The 23283-nt window shown below is 66.1% G+C and carries 22 protein-coding genes; 1 reads left to right on the top strand and 21 read right to left on the bottom strand.

The window, feature by feature from the left end; all coding sequences use genetic code 11:
* Positions 1-60 precede the first annotated feature (60 nt).
* From spt to ACM9HJ_RS09270, 6 genes are all read right to left on the bottom strand, one after another.
* A complete protein-coding gene (gene spt, locus ACM9HJ_RS09245) occupies positions 61-1278 on the bottom strand; it encodes a serine palmitoyltransferase (RefSeq protein WP_416571429.1) in 1218 nt (405 codons plus the stop codon).
* A 3-nt stretch (positions 1279-1281) separates the two neighbouring features.
* Complete coding sequence (locus ACM9HJ_RS09250; RefSeq protein ID WP_416571430.1) at positions 1282-1533, bottom strand: acyl carrier protein; 252 nt, start codon at positions 1531-1533, stop codon at positions 1282-1284.
* Positions 1534-1746: 213 nt separating this feature from the next.
* Entirely contained in the window at positions 1747-2691 is a 945-nt protein-coding gene (locus tag ACM9HJ_RS09255) for an NAD-dependent epimerase/dehydratase family protein (RefSeq protein WP_416571431.1), read from the bottom strand.
* Position 2692: 1 nt separating this feature from the next.
* The gene (locus tag ACM9HJ_RS09260) at positions 2693-4426 is read right to left on the bottom strand and encodes a fatty acyl-AMP ligase (protein ID WP_416571432.1); all 1734 of its coding nucleotides are present in this window, start codon (positions 4424-4426) and stop codon (positions 2693-2695) included.
* A gap of 166 nt (positions 4427-4592) precedes the next feature.
* Entirely contained in the window at positions 4593-5720 is a 1128-nt protein-coding gene (locus tag ACM9HJ_RS09265) for a hypothetical protein (protein ID WP_416571433.1), read from the bottom strand.
* Positions 5717-7078, bottom strand: a complete 1362-nt coding sequence (locus tag ACM9HJ_RS09270) for a lipopolysaccharide biosynthesis protein (RefSeq protein ID WP_416571434.1) — start codon at positions 7076-7078, stop codon at positions 5717-5719. The genes ACM9HJ_RS09265 and ACM9HJ_RS09270 overlap by 4 nt, the downstream gene beginning before the upstream one ends.
* Before the next feature lie 216 nt (positions 7079-7294).
* Between ACM9HJ_RS09270 and ACM9HJ_RS09275 the strand changes: the two genes are divergently transcribed.
* Positions 7295-8122, top strand: a complete 828-nt coding sequence (locus tag ACM9HJ_RS09275; protein ID WP_416571435.1) for a VacJ family lipoprotein — start codon at positions 7295-7297, stop codon at positions 8120-8122.
* Here the strand turns inward: ACM9HJ_RS09275 and ACM9HJ_RS09280 are convergent.
* From ACM9HJ_RS09280 to ruvB, 15 genes are all read right to left on the bottom strand, one after another.
* Positions 8110-8787: an RluA family pseudouridine synthase gene (locus tag ACM9HJ_RS09280; RefSeq protein ID WP_416571436.1), complete on the bottom strand. Its 678-nt coding sequence runs from the start codon at positions 8785-8787 to the stop codon at positions 8110-8112. The genes ACM9HJ_RS09275 and ACM9HJ_RS09280 overlap by 13 nt on opposite strands.
* Before the next feature lie 32 nt (positions 8788-8819).
* On the bottom strand, positions 8820-9254 hold the full coding sequence (locus ACM9HJ_RS09285; protein WP_416571437.1) for a DUF3293 domain-containing protein: 435 nt from the start codon (positions 9252-9254) through the stop codon (positions 8820-8822).
* Positions 9251-10051: a bifunctional hydroxymethylpyrimidine kinase/phosphomethylpyrimidine kinase gene (thiD, locus tag ACM9HJ_RS09290; protein WP_416571438.1), complete on the bottom strand. Its 801-nt coding sequence runs from the start codon at positions 10049-10051 to the stop codon at positions 9251-9253. The genes ACM9HJ_RS09285 and thiD overlap by 4 nt, the downstream gene beginning before the upstream one ends.
* Before the next feature lie 120 nt (positions 10052-10171).
* Positions 10172-11542, bottom strand: a complete 1371-nt coding sequence (glmM, locus tag ACM9HJ_RS09295) for a phosphoglucosamine mutase (protein ID WP_416571439.1) — start codon at positions 11540-11542, stop codon at positions 10172-10174.
* 57 nt (positions 11543-11599) lie between these two features.
* Entirely contained in the window at positions 11600-12589 is a 990-nt protein-coding gene (folP, locus tag ACM9HJ_RS09300) for a dihydropteroate synthase (RefSeq protein ID WP_416571440.1), read from the bottom strand.
* A 178-nt stretch (positions 12590-12767) separates the two neighbouring features.
* Positions 12768-14696: an ATP-dependent zinc metalloprotease FtsH gene (ftsH, locus tag ACM9HJ_RS09305; protein WP_416571441.1), complete on the bottom strand. Its 1929-nt coding sequence runs from the start codon at positions 14694-14696 to the stop codon at positions 12768-12770.
* Positions 14697-14750: 54 nt separating this feature from the next.
* Positions 14751-16058: a tRNA lysidine(34) synthetase TilS gene (tilS, locus tag ACM9HJ_RS09310; protein WP_416571442.1), complete on the bottom strand. Its 1308-nt coding sequence runs from the start codon at positions 16056-16058 to the stop codon at positions 14751-14753.
* Positions 16055-16975: a tol-pal system protein YbgF gene (gene ybgF, locus ACM9HJ_RS09315; protein ID WP_416571443.1), complete on the bottom strand. Its 921-nt coding sequence runs from the start codon at positions 16973-16975 to the stop codon at positions 16055-16057. The genes tilS and ybgF overlap by 4 nt, the downstream gene beginning before the upstream one ends.
* Before the next feature lie 477 nt (positions 16976-17452).
* A complete protein-coding gene (gene pal, locus ACM9HJ_RS09320) occupies positions 17453-17953 on the bottom strand; it encodes a peptidoglycan-associated lipoprotein Pal (RefSeq protein ID WP_416571444.1) in 501 nt (166 codons plus the stop codon).
* Between the two features lie 156 nt (positions 17954-18109).
* Positions 18110-19474, bottom strand: a complete 1365-nt coding sequence (tolB, locus tag ACM9HJ_RS09325; RefSeq protein WP_416571445.1) for a Tol-Pal system beta propeller repeat protein TolB — start codon at positions 19472-19474, stop codon at positions 18110-18112.
* Complete coding sequence (locus ACM9HJ_RS09330) at positions 19474-20403, bottom strand: energy transducer TonB (protein WP_416571446.1); 930 nt, start codon at positions 20401-20403, stop codon at positions 19474-19476. The genes tolB and ACM9HJ_RS09330 overlap by 1 nt, the downstream gene beginning before the upstream one ends.
* 19 nt (positions 20404-20422) lie before the next feature.
* A complete protein-coding gene (locus ACM9HJ_RS09335; protein ID WP_416571447.1) occupies positions 20423-20890 on the bottom strand; it encodes an ExbD/TolR family protein in 468 nt (155 codons plus the stop codon).
* Position 20891: 1 nt separating this feature from the next.
* A complete protein-coding gene (tolQ, locus tag ACM9HJ_RS09340) occupies positions 20892-21629 on the bottom strand; it encodes a protein TolQ (protein WP_416571448.1) in 738 nt (245 codons plus the stop codon).
* Positions 21630-21634: 5 nt separating this feature from the next.
* Positions 21635-22174, bottom strand: a complete 540-nt coding sequence (locus ACM9HJ_RS09345; protein WP_416571449.1) for a YbgC/FadM family acyl-CoA thioesterase — start codon at positions 22172-22174, stop codon at positions 21635-21637.
* A complete protein-coding gene (gene ruvB, locus ACM9HJ_RS09350) occupies positions 22167-23246 on the bottom strand; it encodes a Holliday junction branch migration DNA helicase RuvB (RefSeq protein ID WP_416571709.1) in 1080 nt (359 codons plus the stop codon). Before ruvB ends, ACM9HJ_RS09345 begins: the two co-directional genes overlap by 8 nt.
* Between the last annotated feature and the right edge of the window lie 37 nt (positions 23247-23283).

The raw sequence follows: 23283 nt of genomic DNA on the forward strand, positions 1-23283 counted from the left end.
AAAACCCCGCGGGAACCTTCCGGCCCCCACGGGGTTTTTCAATTCATGAACCAACCAGCCTTATTCGGCGGCGGTCTGCACCAGGGCCGGCTGCACGCCCAGCTGACGGGCCACCTTGGCAAACAGCTCGATCGCGGTATCGATCTGCTTGGCCGTGTGGGCGGCACTGATGCTGGTGCGCAGCAGCGACTGGCTGTTCGGCGTGGCCGGCGGCAGGGCGAGGTTCAGATACAGCCCCTCTTCCAGCAGACGGTTCCAGAAGGTGATCGCCAGTTCGATCGACGGCAGCGACACGGCCACGATCGGGTTGACGTCCGGACCGACCTGGAAGCCCAGGTTGCGCAGGCCGTGATACAGCCGCTCGGAATTGGCGCGCAGCTTGGTGCGCAGGCCAGGCTCCTCCTGCAGGCGACGCAGCGACTGCAGGGCGGTGGCGATGACCGACGGGGGCAGCGAGGCCGTGAACATGTAGGGGCGGCAGGCGACCCGCATCACGTCGAAATCCGGCAGGTCGGAGACGCAGAAGCCGCCGACGGCACCCAGGCTCTTGGAGAAAGTGCCGACGATGAAATCGACATCGTCCTCAACGCCGACTTCCTGAGCCAGACCACGGCCGGTGTCACCCAGCACACCCATGGAATGGGCCTCGTCCACCAGCATGTAGACGCCGTTCTCGCGCTTGACCTGGGCGAATTCCTTCAGCGGGGCCACGTCGCCCAGCATGGAATAGATGCCCTCGACCACCACCAGCTTGTTGCCGGGATGATCTGCCACGCGGCGCAGGCGCTTGTTCAGGTCTTCCGGGTCGTTGTGACGGAAACGGATGACCTGGGCTGGCGTCATCTTGGCGGCGTCATAGATGCTGGCATGGCTGTCGCTGTCCAGGAACAGCAGATCGTCCTTGCCCACCAGAGTGGAGATGATGCCCAGGTTCGCCTGATAGCCGGTCGTGAAGACCATGCAATGCTCACGGCCGTAGAAAGCCCCCAGCTCACGCTCCAGCGTGGCGTGGCCGTCGTAGGAACCGTTGGCGATGCGCGAACCGGTGGTGCCCGTGCCGAACGACCGCAGCGCTTCGACACCCTTGTCGATGCAGCTCTGGTCGAAGGTCAGGCCCAGATAATTGTTGGTGCCCAGCAGGATCGTGCGGCGGCCGTTCAGCATGCCTTCCGTGGAAGACAGCATGCTGTCGAATTTCACCGTGAACGGGTCACGGCCGGCACCGGCGATACGGTGATAATGCTCGCGGAGCTTGGTGTACTTGGCAAGGATCGTCATGTCTCAGGCGTGCCCCCGGAGTTCCGATATGGTCCTGGCCAGGTCGCCGATGGTTTCGACCTCCGCGATCCGCTCCATGGGGATCGAGACGTCGAACTTGTCCTCGAGCACCATCACGAAATCCATGACGGCCAGACTGTCCAGGCCGAGATCGCGCGTGATGCTGGTCTCCGTTGTGATGGTGACCGGCGTTGGCAAGGTCTTGACCAGGGCGGCGATGATGGTTTCGACGATGTCGTTGACGTCGGTAGTCATTAAAGCGCCCCGGTAATCCAGTCGTACAAGGTTGTTGCAGTGGCGAACATGCCGGTGCCCCCCGGCATTGTCCTAAAAAGCGTCACTTTCCCGTAAGGTAATTGCAACGCTCAAGGATGCAAGAACAAACCACAAAACCCATCGGGCACCTGTGACAGATGACACACCAAAGGGCAATTCCGCAACAGTTTGGAGCGAACTTCGTTCAAATTGCTATATCCAGCGATGCTCCCGATACCATTTTGCCGCATCCGCGAAGCCCTGCTCCAGCCCGATGCGGGGTTTCCACAGCGATTCAGGCGGCATTTGCTGCGACGCGACGGACCAGTCCGGAAAGGTGATCTCCCGCGTCTTCGGCAGGGTCAGCATGACGGGTTTGCCCGTCAAAGCCGCCTGGATGCTGCCGCCCAGACCGATGGCGCGCAGCAGCGGCACCGGCACCCGCATGCGCATCGCCCGCCGCCCCACAGCCCTGGCCGCGCAATCCAGCAATGTTTCCCAGTCGTACCCACCTGCGACACCATCGCACAGGGCATATTCCTGTTGTTTCGGCCCGCCCGACGCAGCCAGGGCGGCGATGGCGTCGGAGGCATCGGCCACCTGCACCATGGCCAGCCTTGCGTCGCGGCCGCCCAGCACGGGCACTATGGGACCGCACGCTGCCTTGAACAGCGACAGGGTTTCCCGGTCCCAGGGGCCATAAATGGCGGGCGGGCGGGCAACGCACCAATCATCCCCGCCATACGCGGCGATCGCCGCCCCCTCGCCCGCACGCTTGCTGGCGGCATAATGCGACAGATGCGGCTGGGTCGCGGCCTGGCTGGACACGATCAGCAGTCTGGCCTGCGGCGCGTGCGCGGCCATGGCCCGGCCGACCGCGGCCGCCCCACCCTCATTCACGGCGAAGAAGCCGGCGCGGTCGCGCGCCTTGATCAGGCCGGCGGCATGGATGACGACATCGGCCCCCGTGACCAGCCGCACCAGCGCCGCCTCGTCCCGCAGGTCGCCCGGCACCAGCTCCGGCCGCACATCGGCCAGCAGCGGGTGCACCGGGTCCTGGCGGACCAGCATGCGGACCTGGAAGCCGGCCCGATACAGCGCCGCCACGACATAGCGGCCCAGGAAGCCGGTGCCACCGGTGATGGCGGCGATGGCCATGTCAGGCGGACAGGGTGGCGTTGGCACCGAACTCCCCGGCCAGCAGCATCTGCTTGGCCTTGGTGCGCGACAGCTTGCCGGACGAGGTCTGGGGCAGCGAATGGGTGGGCACCAGCACCACCTTCACCTCCAGCCCATGGGCGGCGCGGAGCACACCCTGTACCTGGGCGGCGAGCGCTGCCCGCGCCTCCTCCTGGGTCGGACGGCACTGGACCAGGACGATGACCTGTTCCCCGCCATCGCCATCGACGGAGAAGGAAACCACGTCACCCGACCGCAAGGATTCGACCGCATGTTCGGCCGACCATTCCAGGTCCTGCGGCCAGATATTGCGGCCATTGACCAGGATCAGGTCCTTGGCGCGGCCGGTGATGACGATCTGCCCATCGCAGAGATAACCCAGGTCGCCGGTGTCCAGCCAGCCATCGGCGGACAGCACGGCCTCGGTCTCCTCCGGCCGGTTGAAATATTCCCGCATCAGCGACGGTCCGCGGGCGAAGATGCGGCCCACCTGCTTTTCGACCAGGATCCCGCCGTCCGGATCGCGCACTTCCAGGGTGTGGCCGGGCAGGACGGGACCGTTCAGCACGAATTCGCGCTCCCGCTCCGTATCCGGGCCGGGCGGCACGGCGATGGCCTCACCCTCCAGCTTGTCCAGATCGACCAGATCGGTGACCAGTCCTGTGCCCAACGGTGCGAAGGACAAAGCCAGCGACGCCTCCGCCATGCCATAGGACGGGACCAGGGCACCGGGTTTGAAGCCGCGCGCGGCGAAGGTTTCGGCGAATTTGCGCAGCACGCGCGGGCGCACCATGTCGCCGCCGATGCCGGCCCCGCGCCAGGTGGACAGGTCGATGCCTTCCGTCGATGCCGTCTCCGCCCGGCGCGCCGCCAGCTCGTACCCGAAGCTGGGGCTGTAGGACAGCGTGCCGCCATTGCGGGAGATGATGTTCAGCCACAGCAGCGGCCGGCGGGCGAATTCGCGCGTCGGCAGATAATCGATGGAAACCTGGCAGACCAGTGGGGTCAGCAGGAACCCGACCAGCCCCATATCGTGATAGAGCGGCAGCCAGGACACGCAGCGGTCGGCCGCCGTGATCTCCAAGCCATAATGGGTGATGGCGTAGGCGTTCGCCATCAGCGCCTTCTGCGTCACCGCCACGCCCAGCGGGAAGCGGGTGGAACCGGACGAGAACTGGAGATAGCAGAGATCATCTGGTCCGACGGTGGGCAGCTCCACGCCCGCGCCATCGACATCGTCGAACACGGACAGCGTGCCCACGGCCTTCAAGCCCAGACCATCGGCGGCAGCGGCCACCCAGTCGGCCAGAGCGGCGGGGGAGACAACGGCCGAGGCCGACGCACCCTGCATCATGCGGCGGATATGGTCGATATAGGCATCCTTGCCACCGAACGCCGCCGGCAGCGGCAGCGGGGCCGGCACCAGACCCGCGAACTGGCAGGCCGTGAAGGCGCGCATGAAGTCGCCGTCGCTTTCGGCGATGATGGCAACGCGGTCACCCTTGACCAGCCCCTTGGCCAGCATGCGACGGGCCAGATCGATACCCTGTTCATACATGCGGGCATAAGGCAGCGCCTCGGTCAGCTCCCCCTTGCCGGAATAGAAATTCACGCCGGTCTCACCGCGGGCCGCGTAGGCGATGGCTTCCGGCACCGTGGCGAAATCCGCCCGGCGGGAGGCAAGCGCATGCTTGGAAGGGGTGGGGCTGGCCATGGCGAACTGTTCCGAAATAGAGAACCGGACAAGATTTGAAGGCTGTTCAACGCGCGAACGGACAGCCATCGCGCCCTCGGCATGGAGGGCACGTGTAAGTCGGCTGAATAGCAGAGCGTGACCGTTCGGGCAATCGGCGCGGATGCGAGGGCACCCCTGCCCAGGGTTAAATCCCTCTGGACAGCCAGTCGGCCAGCAGCTGCGCATTGTGCCGGCCGGGATCGGGGACGGACAGGTCGAAATTGGCGGCGAACGCCTTTTCCTGGTGCGCGCGCCATTCGCCATGACGGGCGATGGCGTTGGCCAGCCGGTCGGGCAAGCCGTCCAGATCGTCCAGCACCGGCCCGAAATGCCAGAACAGGTAACGGGGACTGTCCCGCCATTCCACCCCATGGGCGTTCAGGAACACACATGGCCTTGGATTGACGAGATATTCGTAAACCTGGCTGCTGACATCGCCCATATAGAGGTCGGCACCCAGCGTATAGGTCATGTCGCAGCTGGCATCGCTGCCCAGATCGATGCGCATATGCGGCACATCCTTGAACCGGTCGAAGGCAGCCAGACGGCGCGGCGTCGGCGGGTCGAAAAGCCGCATATGCGGGGCGAAGACCAGATTGAACCGGTCCTGCCGCGCCATGGCATCCAGCACCGCCATGCCGAAGCGCGGCCAGGAGGACAGGGTCGGCTCGAAATGCGGATTGTACAGCACGGTGGGCCGGCCATTGCCGAACAGGGGTGGCCGGTCGCGGTGCAGCCGGCGCACGATGTCGAACTTGGCATAGGCGGAAACGGCGTAGCGGTCGGACTTCAGATATCCCGCCTCCACCAGCCAGTTGGCGATCTTGGGGCTGGGGATCAGGTTGAAGTCGAATTTGGCGACACGCGCATCGACGGCCACGTCCCGGTCGCCGGCACCATGTTCGGTATTGATCAGCTTCGGCCGGTCGACGCCGAAACGACGCATCCACAGGCTGGTCTTGTCGGTCATGACCAGCACGTCGAAACTGTTCAGGTACGCCCGGTTATGCAGCAACGACCAGACCTTGGGCGGCACCGGCATCGGCCGGAAGCGGCGGATCAGGCCGACGGCCATGGGCTGGCGCAACAGGCGCAGGGCGACGCGCGCGCCGGGATAAAGCCCGACGAACTGCGCGACATAGTCCAGATGCGCCTGGGATGGCGCCAGCACCTCCACCTGCCAGTCCGGCCGCAGGATGGACAGTTCCAGCGCCATGGGCAGGGAATGCAGGATCTGGTGGTTCTGGCTGTTATAGAGAAAGCCGATCTTCATGCCCTGTTCCGCTCCTCCGCCAGCCGATGCCGGAACCAGCGCACCACGGGCACGGTGAATGCCACCAGCACCAGCACGGCGGAGAACATGCGGGCCCAGCCGGCGCCGATCAAGCCAAAGTAATGGATCGAGGCGAGAAGCACGGGGATATAGACGGCCGTGGTCCATAGCCGCACGACCAGCGCCTTGTGCGCCTCACCCGCCGACACCATCACCGGTTCCAGCGGGAAGGACCAGATGCCGACCACGGCGGCGGCCACCAGCCACATCATCACCGGGTAAGCGGGTACGAATTCCGGACCCACGATCAGGCGCAGGCCGATCTCCCCGATGCCCCAGCAGATGACCAGGGCCAGCATGGCGCCTGCCCCGGCCAGCAGGGCGGACCGTTCGATCAGCGACCGCATCACCTTGTAATTGCGCGCCTCGATCATCCGCGACAGTTCGGGATAGATCGCGGGGATCAGCAGCTTGGCCGGCTTGGCCAGCGCTTCGCCCAGCTGACGCGCGATGCGGAACAGGGCCGCCTCACGCGGGCCCAGCATCCAGCCCACGGCCAGCGTACCGATATGGGTATAGGCCAGTTCCAGGGTGGAGGAGAGGTTGGTGGACCAGACGAAGCTCCATACCCCGTCGAATCCATGGGTCATGGGTTTGCCATCGCCACGCCAGCTATACCCATCCAGCAGGCCGCGCTTCTTCAACTCCGCCCAGCCCTTGGCGATCAGATAGATGCCGGCGATGGCGGTGGCGACGTACCAGGCCACCAGGAAGGCGACGATGCCCCCGCCCACGGCCCAGGCAATGCCGCCACCCACCATGCGGATGATGGCGCCCAGCGTGCTTTGCACCGACAGGATATCGAACCGGTCGATCAGGCGCAGAATGCCCGTGGGCGTGGCCTGCACCATGAACAGCACCGACGTCACATAGATCAGCGCCGCCGGCATCAGGTCGGGCGGCCAGTCGAAGGACGGCCCCAGCGCCCAGGCCACCGCCACCGACAGGAAGGTGCCGGCCAGCGCACTCCACCCGTCCAGATGGGCGGTGAATCGCAGCAGGCGCTGGAAATCGCCGATCCGCCCCTCGTTCAGGGCCGGGGTGCCATAGCGCAGCACAGCTTGCCAGCTCTGGAACTTGGCGATCTCCCCGATGGTCTGGGTGAAGGTATGGATCAGCACCAGGATGCCGAACTGTTCCACGCCTAGGGCGCGGGCGGCGATGGCCAGGCCCGCCAGGCCGGCGATGGCATTGACCGTCTTGCCGCCCAGCAGGATGCCGGCATTGCCGAACAGCTTGCGCAGGCGGTCGTCGCGGAACCAGGTGGTAATGGCGGAACGGGGGGGCTTGGCTATCACGAAGGGTCGAACTGTCTTAAATGCGTATGCCTGCCCATTTAGCAGCATGTATCCCGGCCGCATAGGCCATGCATACGGGGATAGACGAAATGCAACGTTGGCAATGGCGGCGTTAACTGTGACTGTGATCACTTTGTTGCACCGCGTTGCGGCCTAAATGAACAAGGTTCGCACCGCATGTTCCGCCCGTTTGACAGATTGCCGAGGCTTCCCCGCATGTCCCGCCCGTCCACCGCCCCCTTGCTGCGCCGCACGGCGATGGCGACTCTGCTGGCCCTGTCCGTCGCTGTCCTGCCGGCCGCCTCACAAGAGGCTCCCGCCCCGGCGCTGAATGTGGACCATTCCGGCTTCACCGACGACCAGGTGGCCCAGATCCCGGGCGAGGATGTGAATGATCCGCTGGAGCCGGTGAACCGTGCCATCTTCTGGGTGAACGAGGGGCTGGACGTCGTGCTGATCCGGCCGGCGGCCAAGGTCTATCGCACCGTGCTGCCCACCCCGGCACAGAAGGGCATCCGCAACGCGCTGCGCAACCTGCGCTCGCCGCTGGACCTGACCAACCAGCTTCTGCAGGGCGACTGGGACGGGGCGGGCAACGTGCTGAAGCGCTTCCTGATCAACAGCACGGTGGGTTTGGCTGGCCTGATCGACGTGGCCGCCGACAACGGCATTCCGTACGAGTATGAGAGCCTGGACCAGACCCTGGCCATCTGGGGCATCCCGGAAGGGCCCTATCTGGTGCTGCCGCTGCTGGGCCCCTCCTCGCTGCGCGATGCCACGGGCACCGTGGGCGAATATTTCGCCGACCCGGTGTCCAACTATGCCAGCAATACCGACCGGGAATGGGCGAACTACACCCGTGCCGGCCTGCTGGCCCTGGATACCCGCGCCGAATATATCGAGGCGCTGGACGACGTGAAGCGCAACAGCTTCGACTATTACGCCTCGATGCGCTCGCTCTACCGCCAGCGCCGCGATGGCTGGATCCGCGACGGGCAGCCCGCCGTGGACCAGATGCCGGACATCCCCGACTACGACAACTGATCGGGCGACAGCCCCATCGACGCCAATGTCGCCGCCATGTGCGGCGGCTCGCAGGCGGTGGCACTGACCTCCGCCCCCGAGCCATCCAGGCCGGGGAATCGGACCGAGCGGGCCAGCAGGTGCAGCGGCACCTTCGGCGGCTTCTCCGCGCCGTAAATCTTATCGCCCAGAATCGGCATGCCCATATAGGCGCAATGGGCGCGCAGCTGATGCATGCGGCCGGTGCGGGGATAGAGTTCCAGCAGCGACAGGCCATTGGCGCCGGCCAACCGCTTCCAGCGGGTCAGGGCCGGCTTGCCGACCGCATCCAGCACCATCTTCGACCCGCCGGGCACCCAGACCTTGTGCAGGGGCAGGTCGATCAACCCCTCATCCGCCTTGGGGCCGCCCTGCACGACCGCCCAATAGGTCTTCCGCACCCGCCCGTCGACGAACATGGCGCCCAGCCGGGCCGCGGCCTCGGTATCACGGGCCAGGACCAGACAGCCGGCCGTGTCCCTGTCCAACCGGTGGGCAAGGCGCGGCGGGTGCAGCCGGTCGCCCTGGACAAAGTGCAGATACTGTTCCAGGTCCACATCCCCATCGCCCACGGAATGGACCAGCAGCCCATGCGGCTTGTCCAGGATGATCACCCGTTCATCCTGATGCAGCACGCGGGCACGCATCTCCTGTTCCGTATAAGGCACGGGCGCTCGCGTCAGCCCAGGGCCAGACGGGTGAACAGCAACTGCGCCGGCTGGCCCTGCCCCTGCCAGACGATGGCATACTGGCCCAGCATCTCCGCCAGTTGCAGCGCGTCGAAGGGCGCCAGGTCGAAGATGGCCACGCCCTTTTCTACCGGCCAGTCCCTGGTGGCCGGACGCAGTTCGGCCGGGATGTAATCCAGGTCCTCATCCTCCAGGATGTCGGTCAGACGGGCATGGGCGGCGACATTCACCGCTTCCCCCACCCGCTTGCTCTTCGGGTTCCAGGCGGTGACGAACACCACTTCCGCCGCCCCGCGCTTTTCCAGCAACGCGTCGATCTCCCCGCCATCGGCCATGATGCGGGCCGTGGCCGTCTGCTTGCCGTTCAGGGCAACGTAGCTGGTCTGCTGATACCCGGCCAGAAGCTCAGGGCTGAAACCGGTCATGCGAAATCCCCCACGGTATGGGCATGGTTCAACGGACCGTGACCCTGGCCGAAACCGGGGGCGGTGCGGATGGCGATATCGACATAGCGCCGGGCGCGGGCGACAGCCGACACCACATCCAGCCCCTGGGCCAGCCCGGTAGCGATGGCGGATGACAGGGTGCAGCCGGTGCCATGGGTATGGCGCGTCTCCACCCGCTGGCCGGTGAAGGCATGTTCGCTGACCGGCGTGACCAGCAGGTCGGTCAGCACCGGCCCCTCCATATGCCCGCCCTTCATCAGCACCGCCCTGGCGCCATATTCCATCATCGCGGCGGCGGCACGGCGCATATCATCCACGGTCTTGATGGCAATGCCGGTCATCGCCTCGGCCTCCGGCACGTTGGGCGTGACGATGGCGGCCAGCGGCAGCAGGCGGCGGATCAGCGCCCCCGTGGCGCTTTCATCCAGCAGCCGGTGCCCCCCCTTGGCCACCATCACGGGATCGGCGACCACGGCCACGCCGGGGGCCGCTTGGATCAGCGTGTCGGCCACCGCATCAATGATCTCGGCGGTGGCCAGCATGCCGATCTTCACCGCATCGGCGCCGATATCACCAAGGACCAGCCGCATCTGCTGCGCCACGAAATCGATCGGCACGGGCAGCACGCCATGGACACCGTTGGTGTCCTGCGCCGTCAGCGCGGTGATGGCGGTCATGGCATAGCCGTTCAGCGCGGTGACCGCCTTGATATCGGCCTGGATGCCAGCCCCGCCACCCGAATCCGACCCGGCGATGATGAGGACGCGTCCCTTCATGGGATTTCCCTTTCAAGTTCCCTCAGGCGCCGGGCGCCGCCATCCGGCGGCTTGGCTTGCGGCGCACGTGCGCCGGGCCGGCAGTCGCCGGCCTGCGATAGCCGCTGAAGCGACCATCGCTCACTCCGCCGCCACGGCCTGGGTCACGCTGCGCACCGCATCGCAGATATCATCCACGACGCGGGTCACCAGCGCATCATCCTCACCCTCCGCCATGACGCGGATCAGCGGTTCGGTGCCCGACTTGCGGATCAGGACGCGGCCGACCCCGGCCAGCTTCTCCTCCCCCGCCCGGATGGCGGCCTGCACGCTGTCGGCGTCCAGCGGGCGGATGCCGGTGGTGGCATCGTAGCGGACATTCTTCAAGAGCTGCGGCAGCGGCTGGAACACGCGCAACACCTCGGACGCCGGACGGCCGGACTGGCGGATGCAGGCCAGCACCTGCAACGCCGCCAGCAGGCCGTCACCGGTGGTGGCGAAGTCGGACAGGACGACATGGCCCGACTGTTCGCCACCCACATTGAACCCATGCTCGCGCATATGTTCCACGACATAACGGTCGCCGACGGCGGTGCGGGCCAGGGTCAGGCCCAGCTTCTTAAGGTGCAGTTCCATGCCCATGTTGGACATGACGGTGGCCACCACTCCGCCGCCGCGCAGGCGGCCGGTCTCCGCCCAACTCTGGCCGATCAGGGCCATGATCTGGTCGCCGTCGATCTGGCTGCCCGTCTCGTCGGCCAGGATCAGGCGGTCGGCATCACCGTCCAGCGCGATACCCAGGTCGGCCTTGTGCTCCACCACGGCGGCGCGCATGGCGCCCACCGACGTGGCCCCACACTTGTCATTGATGTTGAAGCCGTTGGGCTGGTTGAACAAGGTCACCACCTCCGCCCCCAGTTCATACAGCACACGCGGGGCGACCTTGTAAGCCGCACCATGGGCGACATCGATGACGATCTTCATGCCGTCCAGGCGCAAACCGCGCGGGAAGCTGCTCTTCACCACCTCTATATAACGGCCGGACGCGTCCTCCATCCGCTGCGCCCGCCCCAGATCGCGAGGAGCGGCCAGATCGGGCGTGAAGGGCAGCGCCATGCGCGCCTCGATCTCCGCCTCGATCTCATCCGACAGCTTGTAGCCGTCGGGGCCGAACAGCTTGATGCCGTTATCCTGGAACGGGTTGTGGCTGGCCGACAGCATGACGCCCAGATCGGCGCGCATGGACCGGGTCAGCATGGCCACCGCCGGCGTGGGCAGCGGGCCGACCAGGATCACATCCATGCCCATGGAGATGAAACCGGCCGTCAGCGCCGGTTCCAGCATATAGCCCGACAGGCGGGTATCCTTGGCGATGACCACCGTATGGCGATGGTCGCCGCGCCGGAAATGCAGGGCCGCGGCCATGGCGGCCTTCAGCGCGGTTTCCGCCGTCATCGGCTCGGTATTGGCGGTGCCGCGGATGCCATCCGTGCCGAACAATTTACGCGACATGTCTTCTCGTCCTGGAGATGGCCCGAAGCCGGGGCCTTGATTGTTACATACCCTATATCACGCCGATTGCAGCGCCTGCCACACGGCGACCGCCTGCACCGTCGCGGCCACGTCATGCACGCGCAGGATATGGGCACCCTGGGCCAGCGTGTGCAGGGCCGTGGCGATGGACCCCGCCACTCGGTCCTTGGGCGCCTCCCCCTTCGACAGGCCGGCGATGAAGCGCTTGCGGCTGACGCCGATCAGGATCGGGCAACCCATATTATGCAGCAGGCCGACGCGGGCCAGCAGGTCGACATTGTGGCTCAGGCCCTTGCCGAAGCCGATGCCGGGATCGATGGCAATCTTCTCCCGCGCGATGCCCGCCGCCATTGCCGCGTCGATGCGGGCGGACAGAAAGTCGTGCACCTCCCGTCCGACATCATCGTAATGCGGCGCGTCCTGCATGGTCTGTGGCTCGCCCTTGATGTGCATCAGCACGAGGGGCAGGCCGGTGGCGGCCGCCACCGACAGGCTGTCCGGATCGCCGGTCAGGGCGGTGACATCGTTGATGATCATGGCCCCCGCCTCGGCGGCGGCTTGCATCACGGCGGCGTGGCTTGTGTCGATGGAGATCACGGCACCCTCGGCCGCCAGTGCCCGGATGACGGGCACCACGCGGGCGATCTCCGCCTCCACCGGCACCGGTGCCGCACCCGGCCGGGTCGACTCGCCGCCAATATCCAGGATGTCCGCCCCCTCCGCCAGCAACCGACGACCATGGGCGATGGCGGCATCGGCCTGCGCATGGTCGCCACCGTCGGAGAAGCTGTCGGGCGTGACATTGACGATGCCCATGATCACAGGCCGGGTAAGGTCGAATCCGGCCCATGGGGCGCGGGGGGTGGCCAGGGGATGGCTGGGGGGGAGTACGGTTGCCGGCATGATGCCGATGGACGTTTCAGCCAAGGTGAAGGCCAATGGACCACCAGCCAACGGGCGGGCATGACCAGCTTTGACAGCAACGCGGGCAGCAAGCCCGGAGAGGATGGCAAGGGGACGGGGCATGACCTGTTCCGGAGAAGACCGTAGGTCAGGTCGAGCCATAGGCGAGCCCTGACAAGCGACGGTACGGCATGGAAATGTCAGGGCTCGGCTCCGCCTCGACCTGACCTACGGCAACTTGTGCAAAAACAAACCCCCGGCACTTGCGCACCGGGGGTCTGCCTGCTCAAACAAACCTGCCTCACACGCCCGGCTGCGGTTCCGGCTCGATGCCGTCATTGCCGGAAGTGGGGACCGAGGACCGGCGGCCGGTGGATTTGGGCGGCTCCGGCGCCTGGGGGCGCGGGGCCGGCGGATCGGTGCGGACCACCTGCTCGCCCCGCATCAGGGCCTTCACTTCCTCACCCGACAGCGTCTCGAATTCCAGCAGCGCTTCCGACACCTTGTGCAGATCGTCCAGATGTTCGGTCAGCAGTTTCTGGGCCAAGCTCTCGCCCTGTTCGATCAAGCGGCGAATTTCCTCGTCGATCAACTGCGCCGTCGCTTCGGAGATATTCTGCTGCTGCGCCACGGAATGACCCAGGAAAACCTCCTGCTCATTGGCGTTGTAGCGCACGCGGCCCAGCTTGTCGGACATGCCGTACTCGGCCACCATGGCACGGGCCCAGCGGGTGGCCTGCTGGATGTCGCTGGAGGCACCGGTGGTCACATTCTCCGCACCGAAGATGATCTCTTCCGCGACGCGGCCACCAAACAGCACGGCCAGACGCGATTCCATCTCGCGTTTGGTGTAGTTGGTGCGGTCGCGCTCCGGCAGGTTCATCGTCACGCCCAGGGCGCGGCCACGCGGAATGATGGTGACCTTGTGCAGCGGGTCATATTCCGGCACCAGCAGCGACACCAGCGCGTGGCCGGCCTCGTGATAGGCGGTCAGTTTCTTCTCCCGCTCGGTCATCACCATGGAGCGACGTTCCGCACCCATCATGACCTTGTCCTTGGCCGCCTCGAAATCGGCCATGCCGACGACGCGCTTCCCGGCACGGGCCGCCAGCAGAGCCGCCTCGTTCACCAGGTTGGCCAGATCGGCACCGGAGAAGCCGGGGGTACCGCGGGCGATGATCTTGGGGTCCACGTCAGGCGCCAGCGGCACCTTGCGCATATGGACCTTCACGATCTTCTCGCGGCCCAGCACGTCGGGGTTCGGCACCACGACCTGACGGTCGAAGCGGCCAGGACGCAGCAGGGCCGGGTCCAGCACGTCGGGGCGGTTGGTGGCGGCGATCAGGATAACGCCCTCATTCGCCTCGAACCCGTCCATCTCGACCAGCAGCTGGTTCAGGGTCTGCTCACGCTCGTCATTGCCGCCGCCCAGGCCGGCGCCACGATGGCGGCCGACGGCGTCGATCTCGTCGATGAAGATGATGCAGGGCGCGTTCTTCTTGCCCTGCTCGAACATGTCGCGCACGCGGCTCGCACCCACGCCCACGAACATCTCCACGAAGTCGGAACCGGAGATGGTGAAGAAGGGCACATTGGCCTCGCCGGCCACGGCGCGGGCGGTCAGGGTCTTACCGGTACCCGGGGGACCGACCAGCAGCACGCCCTTGGGGATCTTGCCGCCCAGGCGCTGGAACTTCTGCGGGTCCTTCAGGAAATCGACGACCTCCTCCAGCTCCTGCTTGGCCTCATCAATGCCGGCCACGTCGTCGAAGGTGACGCGGCCCACCTTCTCGGTCAGCAGGCGGGCGCGGGACTTGCCGAAGCCCATGGCCTTGCCGCCGCCGGACTGCATCTGGCGCATGAAGAAGATCCACACGCCGATCAGCAGCAGCATCGGGAACCAGGACAGCAGGATGGAGAACAGCGTCGGGCTGTTATCCTCGGCCACCACCGACACGCGGACATTCTTGTCGACCAGACGGTCGGCAACGTTGGCGCCCGGCGGCACCGTCACGGTGAAGGGACGGCCGTCGTTGGTGGTACCGGAAATCTGGTCGCCCTTGATGGTCACGGCAGACACCGACCCACGCGACACCTCCGACAGCAGGTCGCTATAGGCCATGCCGGATTGGGACGAGCGGGTGGACGACGTCTGGAACAGGTTGAACAGGGCGATCAACAGCACCCCGATCACCAGCCACAGCGCCAGATTCTTACCGAAATTATTCACAGCCCTGACCTTTCATCGACCGCGCCCCCGGGCGCGCCGGGGGAACTCCTTCCATTAGATAATGTCATCTGTGGCGGTGACAACAGCGAACCGTGCGGGAACTGCCGGAACCGATACCAATGGCACCATATGGAGGCCCGGATCGGCCATGCCGCCGACCCGATAATCCAGATGGGGTATGGCGATCAGCCGATCTTCGGATAGCACCGCCGGCAGGGTCCAGCGCAGGGCCGCCGGCAGGTCGGACCGCCCCAAAACCGGCCGGTCGGCCAGGGCACGGCGCCATAACTCCTCGTCCAGCGCGCGAACGGTATAATCGCCAATCCGTTCGACCCACAGGCGGAAACGCCCGTCCCACGTGACCGGTGGCCCACCGCCGACGAACCGGACCGGTCCTTCCAGATTGCGCGCCTCCCGCACCAGCCGCCAGCCGTCGGTGATCGGCATGAAGCGGCAGCCGGCCAGGGTGCGCCCCTGCCCCCGCTGTTCCACCAGCACGGCCACCAGATCGGCGACGGCGGCCGGCGATGGCGGATAGGTCGCCCCGCCCACGGCGCGCAGCAGGGTTGCGATCAATCGCTGGGCCAGCTCAAGCGGATGCTCGAACAGGCCATGGTCCAGAATCGCCGAGCCGGCAGGCTGGAACCGTGCATGGGCGGCCAGCAGCCGGGCGGCTTCGTCATCCTCGCGGGCACGATCCTGCGCCGCCGCCCGCGCAGCCGTGGCGTCCCCCTTCCCCACCGACTCCGACAGGCGCAACTGGACGCGGGCGAAAGCGGGGTTGCGGTTGGACGGGTCCTCCACCCATTCCTGGCCCATGGCCCGGCAGGTGGCGATCAGCCGATCCTTGCCCACGGGCAGCAATGGACGGATCAGGCGCAACCGATCCATCTCCCGGATGGCGGGCATGCCGGCCAGACCCTGGCGCCCGCTGGACCGGTCGGCGCGCAGCCGGTGGGTTTCGGCCTGGTCATCCGCATGATGGGCCAGGGCCAGATGCAGGATACCGACGTCGGCTGCCGCATCGGCCAGCAGGCGCAGGCGGGCATGACGCGCACCCGCCTGGATGCCGGTGGCCGGCTTCGGTCCCTGCCAGTGCAAGATACGGTGGTCGATCCCCTGTGCCGCCAGCCAGCCGGCAACACGCGCCGCCTCCGCCCCGCTGTCGGGGCGCAGGCCGTGATCGACGGTCAAGGCCAGCAGATGGCCGCCGCGACCGGTCAGCCAGCGTTGCAGCAGCAGGGCCAATGCCATGCTGTCCGCCCCGCCGGAAACGCCGACGGCGACGTGCGGGGCCGACTCGAACGGTCCCAGGGCCTGCATCAGCCGGTCGAATCCGACCGGCCCGATGGGCCCGCTCACTTGCATTTCAGGCGGTTCTTTTCCGCGTCGGCGCGACGCAGGATGGTTTGCGGCGCCGTCGCCTTATAGGCGCGGTTCAACTCCGTCAGAGCGGCGCACGCGTCCTCGTTCGACTTCATCGCCGAGAGCGACAAAGACAGTTTCAGCAGGGCATCGGGCGCCTTCGGGCTCTTGGGATATTTCTGATACCCCTCGGCGAAGGCCACCGCCGCCTCCTTGTACTTGCCGCGCACATAGAAGGTCTCGCCCAGCCAGTATTGGGCATTGCTGGCCAGCGGGCTGGCGCTGTTGGCGCTGATGAAATGGGTGAAGGCCGTTTCCGCCTTGTCGTACTGCGCCTGGCGCAACAGGTTGAAGGCGCTGTCATACTGTTCCTGCGCCGATCCGCTGGGCAGGTCGGCCGGCGCCGACGGAACGGTATTGGTGGCCGCGGGCGCTGCGGCCGGCGCCGTGCCGCCATTGCCATGGGAAGCGGGCGCATCGCCGGCGGGCGCCGGGGTCGCGGACAGGCCACCACCCTGGCCCTGTTCCAGCCGGCTCAGGCGGAACTCCAGGTCCTGCTGCATCTTGGTCAGCTGTTCGCGCAGCTGCGCCACCTGGAAGGTGGATTCCTCATAGCGGCCGGTCAGGGTCTGCATCTCCGATTCCAGGCGCTGCAGGCGCACCTCGAAATCGGCCGCGACATTCCCGCCCATGGCCGGTGCCGGTGCAGCCCCCGCCGGACGGCCACCACCGCGATAAACCTCGCGGCTCAGCGTCTGCAACTCGTTCTCCAGCCGTTGCAGCCGGTTCGCCATCTCGCGCGTGTCGGACTGGCCGGAAGCCGGCAAGGTGGCGATGACGGCCGCCAATGCGACAGCGGCAACGGTCAGGCGGCGGGAACGGAGACTGACGGCGGAACGCAGGGGTCGGATCATCGGAGACCAATGGCTGGCGGAGATTACGATGGCGCGACCCTACCGCGTCGGCAGGGACCGGGAAAGTGTCCACAGGCGGTAAGGCATGATTATGGCGGTTTATATGCTTTGCGCCCTCAGACGCCGGGCGCCCGCATCCGCGGGCTCGGGCTCACGCGACCACGCGGTCGCGGGCCGGCGGTCGCCGGCATTTTACCTGCCCTCAGACGCCGGGCGCCCGCATCCGCGGGCTCGGGCTCACGCGACCACGCGGTCGCGGGCCGGCGGTCGCCGGCATTTTACCTGCCCTCAGGCGCCGGGCGCCCGCATCCGCGGGCTTGGCTCACGCGACCACGCGGTCGCGGGCCGGCGGTCGCCGGCCTGGGTGCGCATCGGGAATGTGGCAGCGGCAGAATCACGCCGAAAAAGAAAACGCCGCCCGGTTTCCCGGACGGCGTCTCCTTCAGGCTGTCGCCCGAACCGGTCGGATGACGGTGATCAGTTGATCACGGTCACGCCACGGCGGTTCTGCGTCCAGGCAGCTTCGTTGGAACCAACGACCTGCGGACGCTCCTTGCCGTAGGAGATGGTCTGAACGCGGGCGGCTTCGACGCCCAGGGCGGTCAGGTAGTTCTTGACCGACGTGGAGCGGCGATCACCCAGGGCCAGATTGTACTCGCGGGTGCCGCGCTCGTCAGCATGACCTTCGATGGTGATGGTCACGGACTTGTAGGTCTTCAGCCAAGCGGCCTGACGATCCAGGGTAGCGGTCGCTTCCGGGGTCAGGTCGAACTTGTCGAAGCCGAAGAAGACGCGATCGCCAACGTTGACGATGAAGTCTTCGGCGGAACCCGGGACCGGGCCCGAGGGCTTGGCCGGAGCGGTCGGAGCAACGGCGGTGGTGCCACCGGTGGTGGCGGTCGCGGCCTGTTCCGGCTTGCTGGAGCAGGCGGTGGCCAGCAGGGCGACCGCGACGAGGCTGAGCATCTTGAAGCGCATTTGAGAGACCCCCTAGGTGGAACTCGAGTTTAAGTTAGAAGTGCGTGTTTGCCCCACGGAACAGTGCGAACCACAGTCAGCCGCCGCATGGACGCGATCTTTGAGGACCAACGGATTTGAGCACTGTTCTTGCGTTGCGAAATTAGTGTGACGCACTCACGGAATCAAGGGCGACCATGCAGGGTCCGAAGCATCGGTGGGCGTCAAGACCTGCCGTTCATTAAACCCTGTCAAGTCGATTGAGTATAGCTTGGCTTGGCGCTGTTTGCCTCCCTGTCCAGAAGGCCGTTCCTTAAAGAACATTAGCACTCGTCCATTTGGGGCCCAGGTAGGCCCTTCGACGTGGAACGCCTCGGTCAAAAGGCGCTCGCCCGACCCATCCGGCCGAATGACGCCTATATAGAACTTATCACCGGCCAGACGGGTGAAGGCGATGAGATCGCCACGCGGAGACCAGACGGGCGTGCCGTAGCGGCCCTGCCCGAAAGTAATCCGCTTCACGTCGCTGCCATCGGCATTCATCGTGTACAGCTGCTGTGTACCGCCACGGTCGCTTTCGAAAACGATTCTATTGCCATCGGGCGAATAGGACGGCGATGTGTCGATGCCCGGATGGTTCGTCAACTGCGTCTGGCGGCGGGTGCGCAGGTCCAGCGCATAGATGTCGCTGTTGCCAGATGTGGCCAGCGACATGATCACCTTATTACCATCGGGTGAGAAGCGCGGGGCGAAAGTCATGCCGGGGAAATCGCCCAGCACTTCCTGGCGGCCCGTGTCGATATTGAACAGGTACACCCGAGGCTTGTTGTTGAAGTAGCTCAGATATGTGATTTCCTGAGTGCTGGGCGAGAAGCGCGGCGTCAGCACCAGGACACGGCCATCGGTCAGGAAACGGTGGTTCTGCCCATCCTGGTCCATGATCGCGAGTTGCTTGACGCGCTGCAACGCAGGGCCTGACTCGGCGATATAGACGATGCGGGTATCGAAGTAGCCCTCTTCACCGGTGACACGCTTATAGATGGCATCGGAGATGATGTGGGCGACTCGCCGCCAGCCATCGGCCTGCACCGTATAGGCGAGGCCCGTCACCTGCTGGCCCGCCGTCACGTCGAACAGGCGGAATTCGATGCGGGTACGGCCGTCCGGCGACTGGGTCACCGTACCGGTCACCAGCCCCTGGGCCTGGATCAGACGCCAGTCGGCGAAGCGCACGCCGGTTTTCAGGCTTTCGGGCGTCTGCACGAACTTCGCCGGTTCCAGCGGACGGAACAGGCCGGAACGCTCCAGATTGGCGGAGATCACACCGGCGATGTTGTTGCCGATCTGCTGGGCATTCGGATTGTCGCCGGCGAAATTGGTGACGGCGATGGGAATCGGTGTCGGATTGCCTGACGTGATGTCGATCTCAAGTTCGGCACGCGCGGGTGCGGTGAAACCGGCGGTCAGCACCACCGCCACCAGGGCGACGAAGCGACCGACGACCCGCCAGCCGCCCGTGGAGAAAAGAGCGTTGGCTTGCATCAGAACATGTCCTTCGGGCTGAATTTCATCAGGATGGACCCCTTGTCCCCGTACTTGTCGCGGGGGATGTTCAACGTACTACAGCCGGGCAAAAGCGGCGCCCGTAAGGCAGATTCCACGAAAGCCCGAAAATGGGGATCGGTATTGGGATTACCCGTACCCGACACGTACTCCACATTTGTGACGCGCAGAGCACTGTCGAACAAGACTCGGATTTCCGCCTGCATGCTTTCCACGCCCTTGGCACCCACCGGTACGTTCCAGCAATTGCGGATTTGACGGCGCAGCGCGTCCTCCTCGCTGATGGAAAGCCGCTCACCGGTCTTCGCGGCCAGGGGCTGCGGCGGCTGCGAATTCTCCTTCGGCGGCTCCTTGGAGGGGGGCGCGTCCGTCTTTAGCTTGGCGACATTCTTCAGCACACTGTCGAGCGTCTTTTCCGGTGGCTTGGGCTTGGGTTCCTCCTTGGGAGGCTTCGGCTTGGGCTCTTCCTTCTTCGGCTCTGGCGGCTTGGGCTTGGGTTCCTCCTTCTTGGGAGGTTCCGGCTTCGGCTCTTCCTTCTTCGGCGGCTCGGGCTTGGGTTCCGGCTTGGGCTCGGGTTTCGGCGGCTCCGGCTCGGGCGGCTTCTCGGCCACCTGCTTGGGCGGCTCGGGCACCTTCACCTCCGGCGGGGGCGGCGGGGTTTCCTTCGCCTGCTGGGGCGGCGGCGGGGGTTCCGGCTTCGGCGGAGTCGGCTTGGGTGGCGGGGGTAGCGGCTTGGGATTGGGCTCGGCCAGCTTGGCGATGGTCATCGGCCCGACCTCCACCACATCGACCGGCACTTCCTGAAGCTGAATGACCTCCCGCTCCTTGATCAGGTGCGGAAGGCCGATCAGCGCCAGAATCAGCAGCGCCAGGTGGAGGATGCCGGAAAGGATCAGGGTGGTCCGCATGGTACGTCGGTTTCCGCCCTTACTGTGTGCCGCGACCGTCGGATTCGATGATCAGCTTGGCCTCCGACAGGCCGGCGCGGCGCGCCTCGCTCAGAACATCGACAATGCTGGCATAGGTTGCCTGACGGTCGCCCCGCACCAGCACCTTGCGGTCGGGTGTCTGTTCGGCGACCACGGACAGGCGCGGGCCCAACTCGGCCAGATCGAACATCTCGTTGTCGAAGACCTTCTTGTCCTTGAAGGAGATGCGGCCATCGGCGGTCACGGTGACCCAGAGCGGGTCCTCCTCCGACTTCAGCGCCTGCGCCGCCCCCTTGGGCAGATTGACGGGGATGCCGGCGGTCAGCAGCGGGGCCGCCACCATGAACACGATCAATAGCACCAGCATGACGTCCACGAAGGGCGTCACGTTGATATCCGACATGGCGGCGCGGCGACCACGCCGTCGCCCGCGACCACCCTGCTTGCCGGAAAGGCTCGCCCCCATATCAGCCCCGCTCTTCCAGATGACGCTGCAGAATCGCGGAGAATTCTGTCACAAATGAGTCGAGCCGGTCGCCAAAACGCCCGATCTCCGACGAGAAGTAATTATAGGCCAGCACGGCCGGGATGGCGGCCACCAGACCGATGGCCGTGGCGAACAGGGCCTCGGCGATGCCGGGCGCCACGACGGCCAGCGAGGTGTTCTGCTGGGCCGCGATGTTGGTGAAAGCGCCCATGATGCCCCAGACCGTGCCGAACAGGCCGACGAAGGGACCCGCCGAACCGACCGACGCCAGCACCGTCATGTAGCGTTCGGTTTCCGCCATCTCGCGGCCCACCGTCACCGACATCACGCGTTCCATGCGCTGCGACAGGTTGGCCCGCATGGCACCGGAAGACGACAGGCCGCGCTCGTTCGCGTGGCGCCATTCGCGCATGCCGGCGGCGAAAACAGCGGAGAACGGGTCGGCCGGGGTGGGGCCGACGCTGTCGTAGAGCTGGTCCAGCGAGCCGCCCGACCAGAACTGTTCCTCGAAATCGGCAGCGGCGGCCTTCAGGCGGCGCAGCTTGGTCACCTTGTTGAAGATGATGGCCCAGGTCCAGACCGATGCGGCCAGCAGGCCCAGCATCACCAGCTTCACGACGAAATCGGCCTGCAGGAACAGGCCCAGCGCCGTCAGTTCATGGGCGGGGGCGGTGGTGCCGCCAAGCGCGGACGCTGCTTGCAGAAGGGTGGAAAACATCGGGTTCAGTCCTGACCTTGCCTAGATAAACCATGACCGGAGCCGGCCGCGTCGCGGACGGCGGGTGACAAACCATTGCGCAGTACGGCCCGCAGCGCGGCCGGCAGGCGGACGGGCCGCCCTTGCGTGTTTATGCATGCCAGGCGCAGGCCCATACGGACCAGCGGCACCGGCCCCGTCGAGGCCGCCACCCCGCCCCAGGCCAGGCCCGATGCGCGGCACACATCCTGTTCGATATCCAATGTCGCGGCGCCGATATCGACAATCCGCGTGACGATCACAAGCGCGTCGTCAAGACGGGCGGGTTGCCGAAAATCGATGTCGCAACGGCGCACGGTGAGCGCCATGCCGGTTTCGGCCACCATGGCGGCATGCGGGAAACCAGCCAGCCGCAGCATCTCGTTGCGCGCCCGCTCCGCGAACCGCAGGTAATTGGCGTGATAGACGATGCCGCCGGCGTCCGTATCCTCGTAATAGACGCGGGTCGGAAAGACGTGGGAGGCACCTTCCCACCAGCCGGCCGGGGGCATGGCGACATCAGGCATCGTCATCCCCGTCGAACAGGTCGCCCACCGGCGCATTCCCCTTCCCCACCGTCGGCATGCCGCCCAGCAAGTCCAATTGACGTGACGGCGTGGCCGGCACGGGCAGGCCCAGATAGCGATAGCCCGTATCCGTCAACATGCGCCCGCGCGGTGTGCGCTGCAACAACCCTTGTTGGATCAGGTAGGGTTCGATGGTTTCTTCCAGCACGTCGCGCTGCTCCCCGAGCGCCGCCCCCAGCGTCTCCACCCCCACCGGCCCGCCGCCATAATGATCAGCGATGCAGGTGAGATAGCGGCGGTCCATGGCGTCGAAACCCAGCCGGTCGACCTCCAGCCGCGTCAGCGCCCGGTCGGCAGCCTTGGCATCGACCACCGCAACCCCCTGCACCCCGCAAATGTCGCGCACCCGGCGCAGCAGGCGACCGGCGACACGCGGCGTGCCACGCGACCGGCGGGCCACTTCCAGCGCCCCTTCATCCGTCATCTCCACGCCCAGGATGCGGGCGCCACGGCTGACGATCAACTGCAGCTCTTCCGGCTCGTAGAACTGCATGCGCAGCGGGATGCCGAAGCGTTCGCGCAGGGGACGGGTGATCAGGCCGGAACGGGTGGTGGCACCGACCAGGGTGAAGGGCGGCAGGTCGATGCGCACGCTGCGCGCCGCCGGGCCTTCGCCGATGATCAGGTCCAGCTGGAAATCCTCCATGGCCGGATAAAGGATTTCTTCCACGGCCGGCGACAGGCGGTGGATTTCATCGATGAACAGCACATCATGCGGCTGAAGATTGGTCAGCAGGGCCGCCAGATCACCCGCCCGTGCGATCACGGGGCCGGAGGTGGCGCGGAAACCGACATTCAGTTCCTTGGCCACGATCTGGGCCAGCGTCGTCTTGCCCAGGCCCGGCGGCCCGAACAGCAGTACATGGTCCAGCGCCTCCCCGCGCGACCGCGCGGCCTGGATGAACAGGGCCAGGTTTTCACGCACCTGTTTCTGTCCGGTGAATTCGGCCAGCGACAGCGGGCGGATGGAACCCTCGGCGCCATCACCGCCGATACGGTCCTGCTCCACCATGCGCTCCGGTCGCGGCGCCTCCGGCTTGGGCTTGGGC

Origin of the sequence: Niveispirillum sp. KHB5.9 (assembly GCF_048066115.1) — a bacterium.
GTDB lineage: Bacteria > Pseudomonadota > Alphaproteobacteria > Azospirillales > Azospirillaceae > Niveispirillum.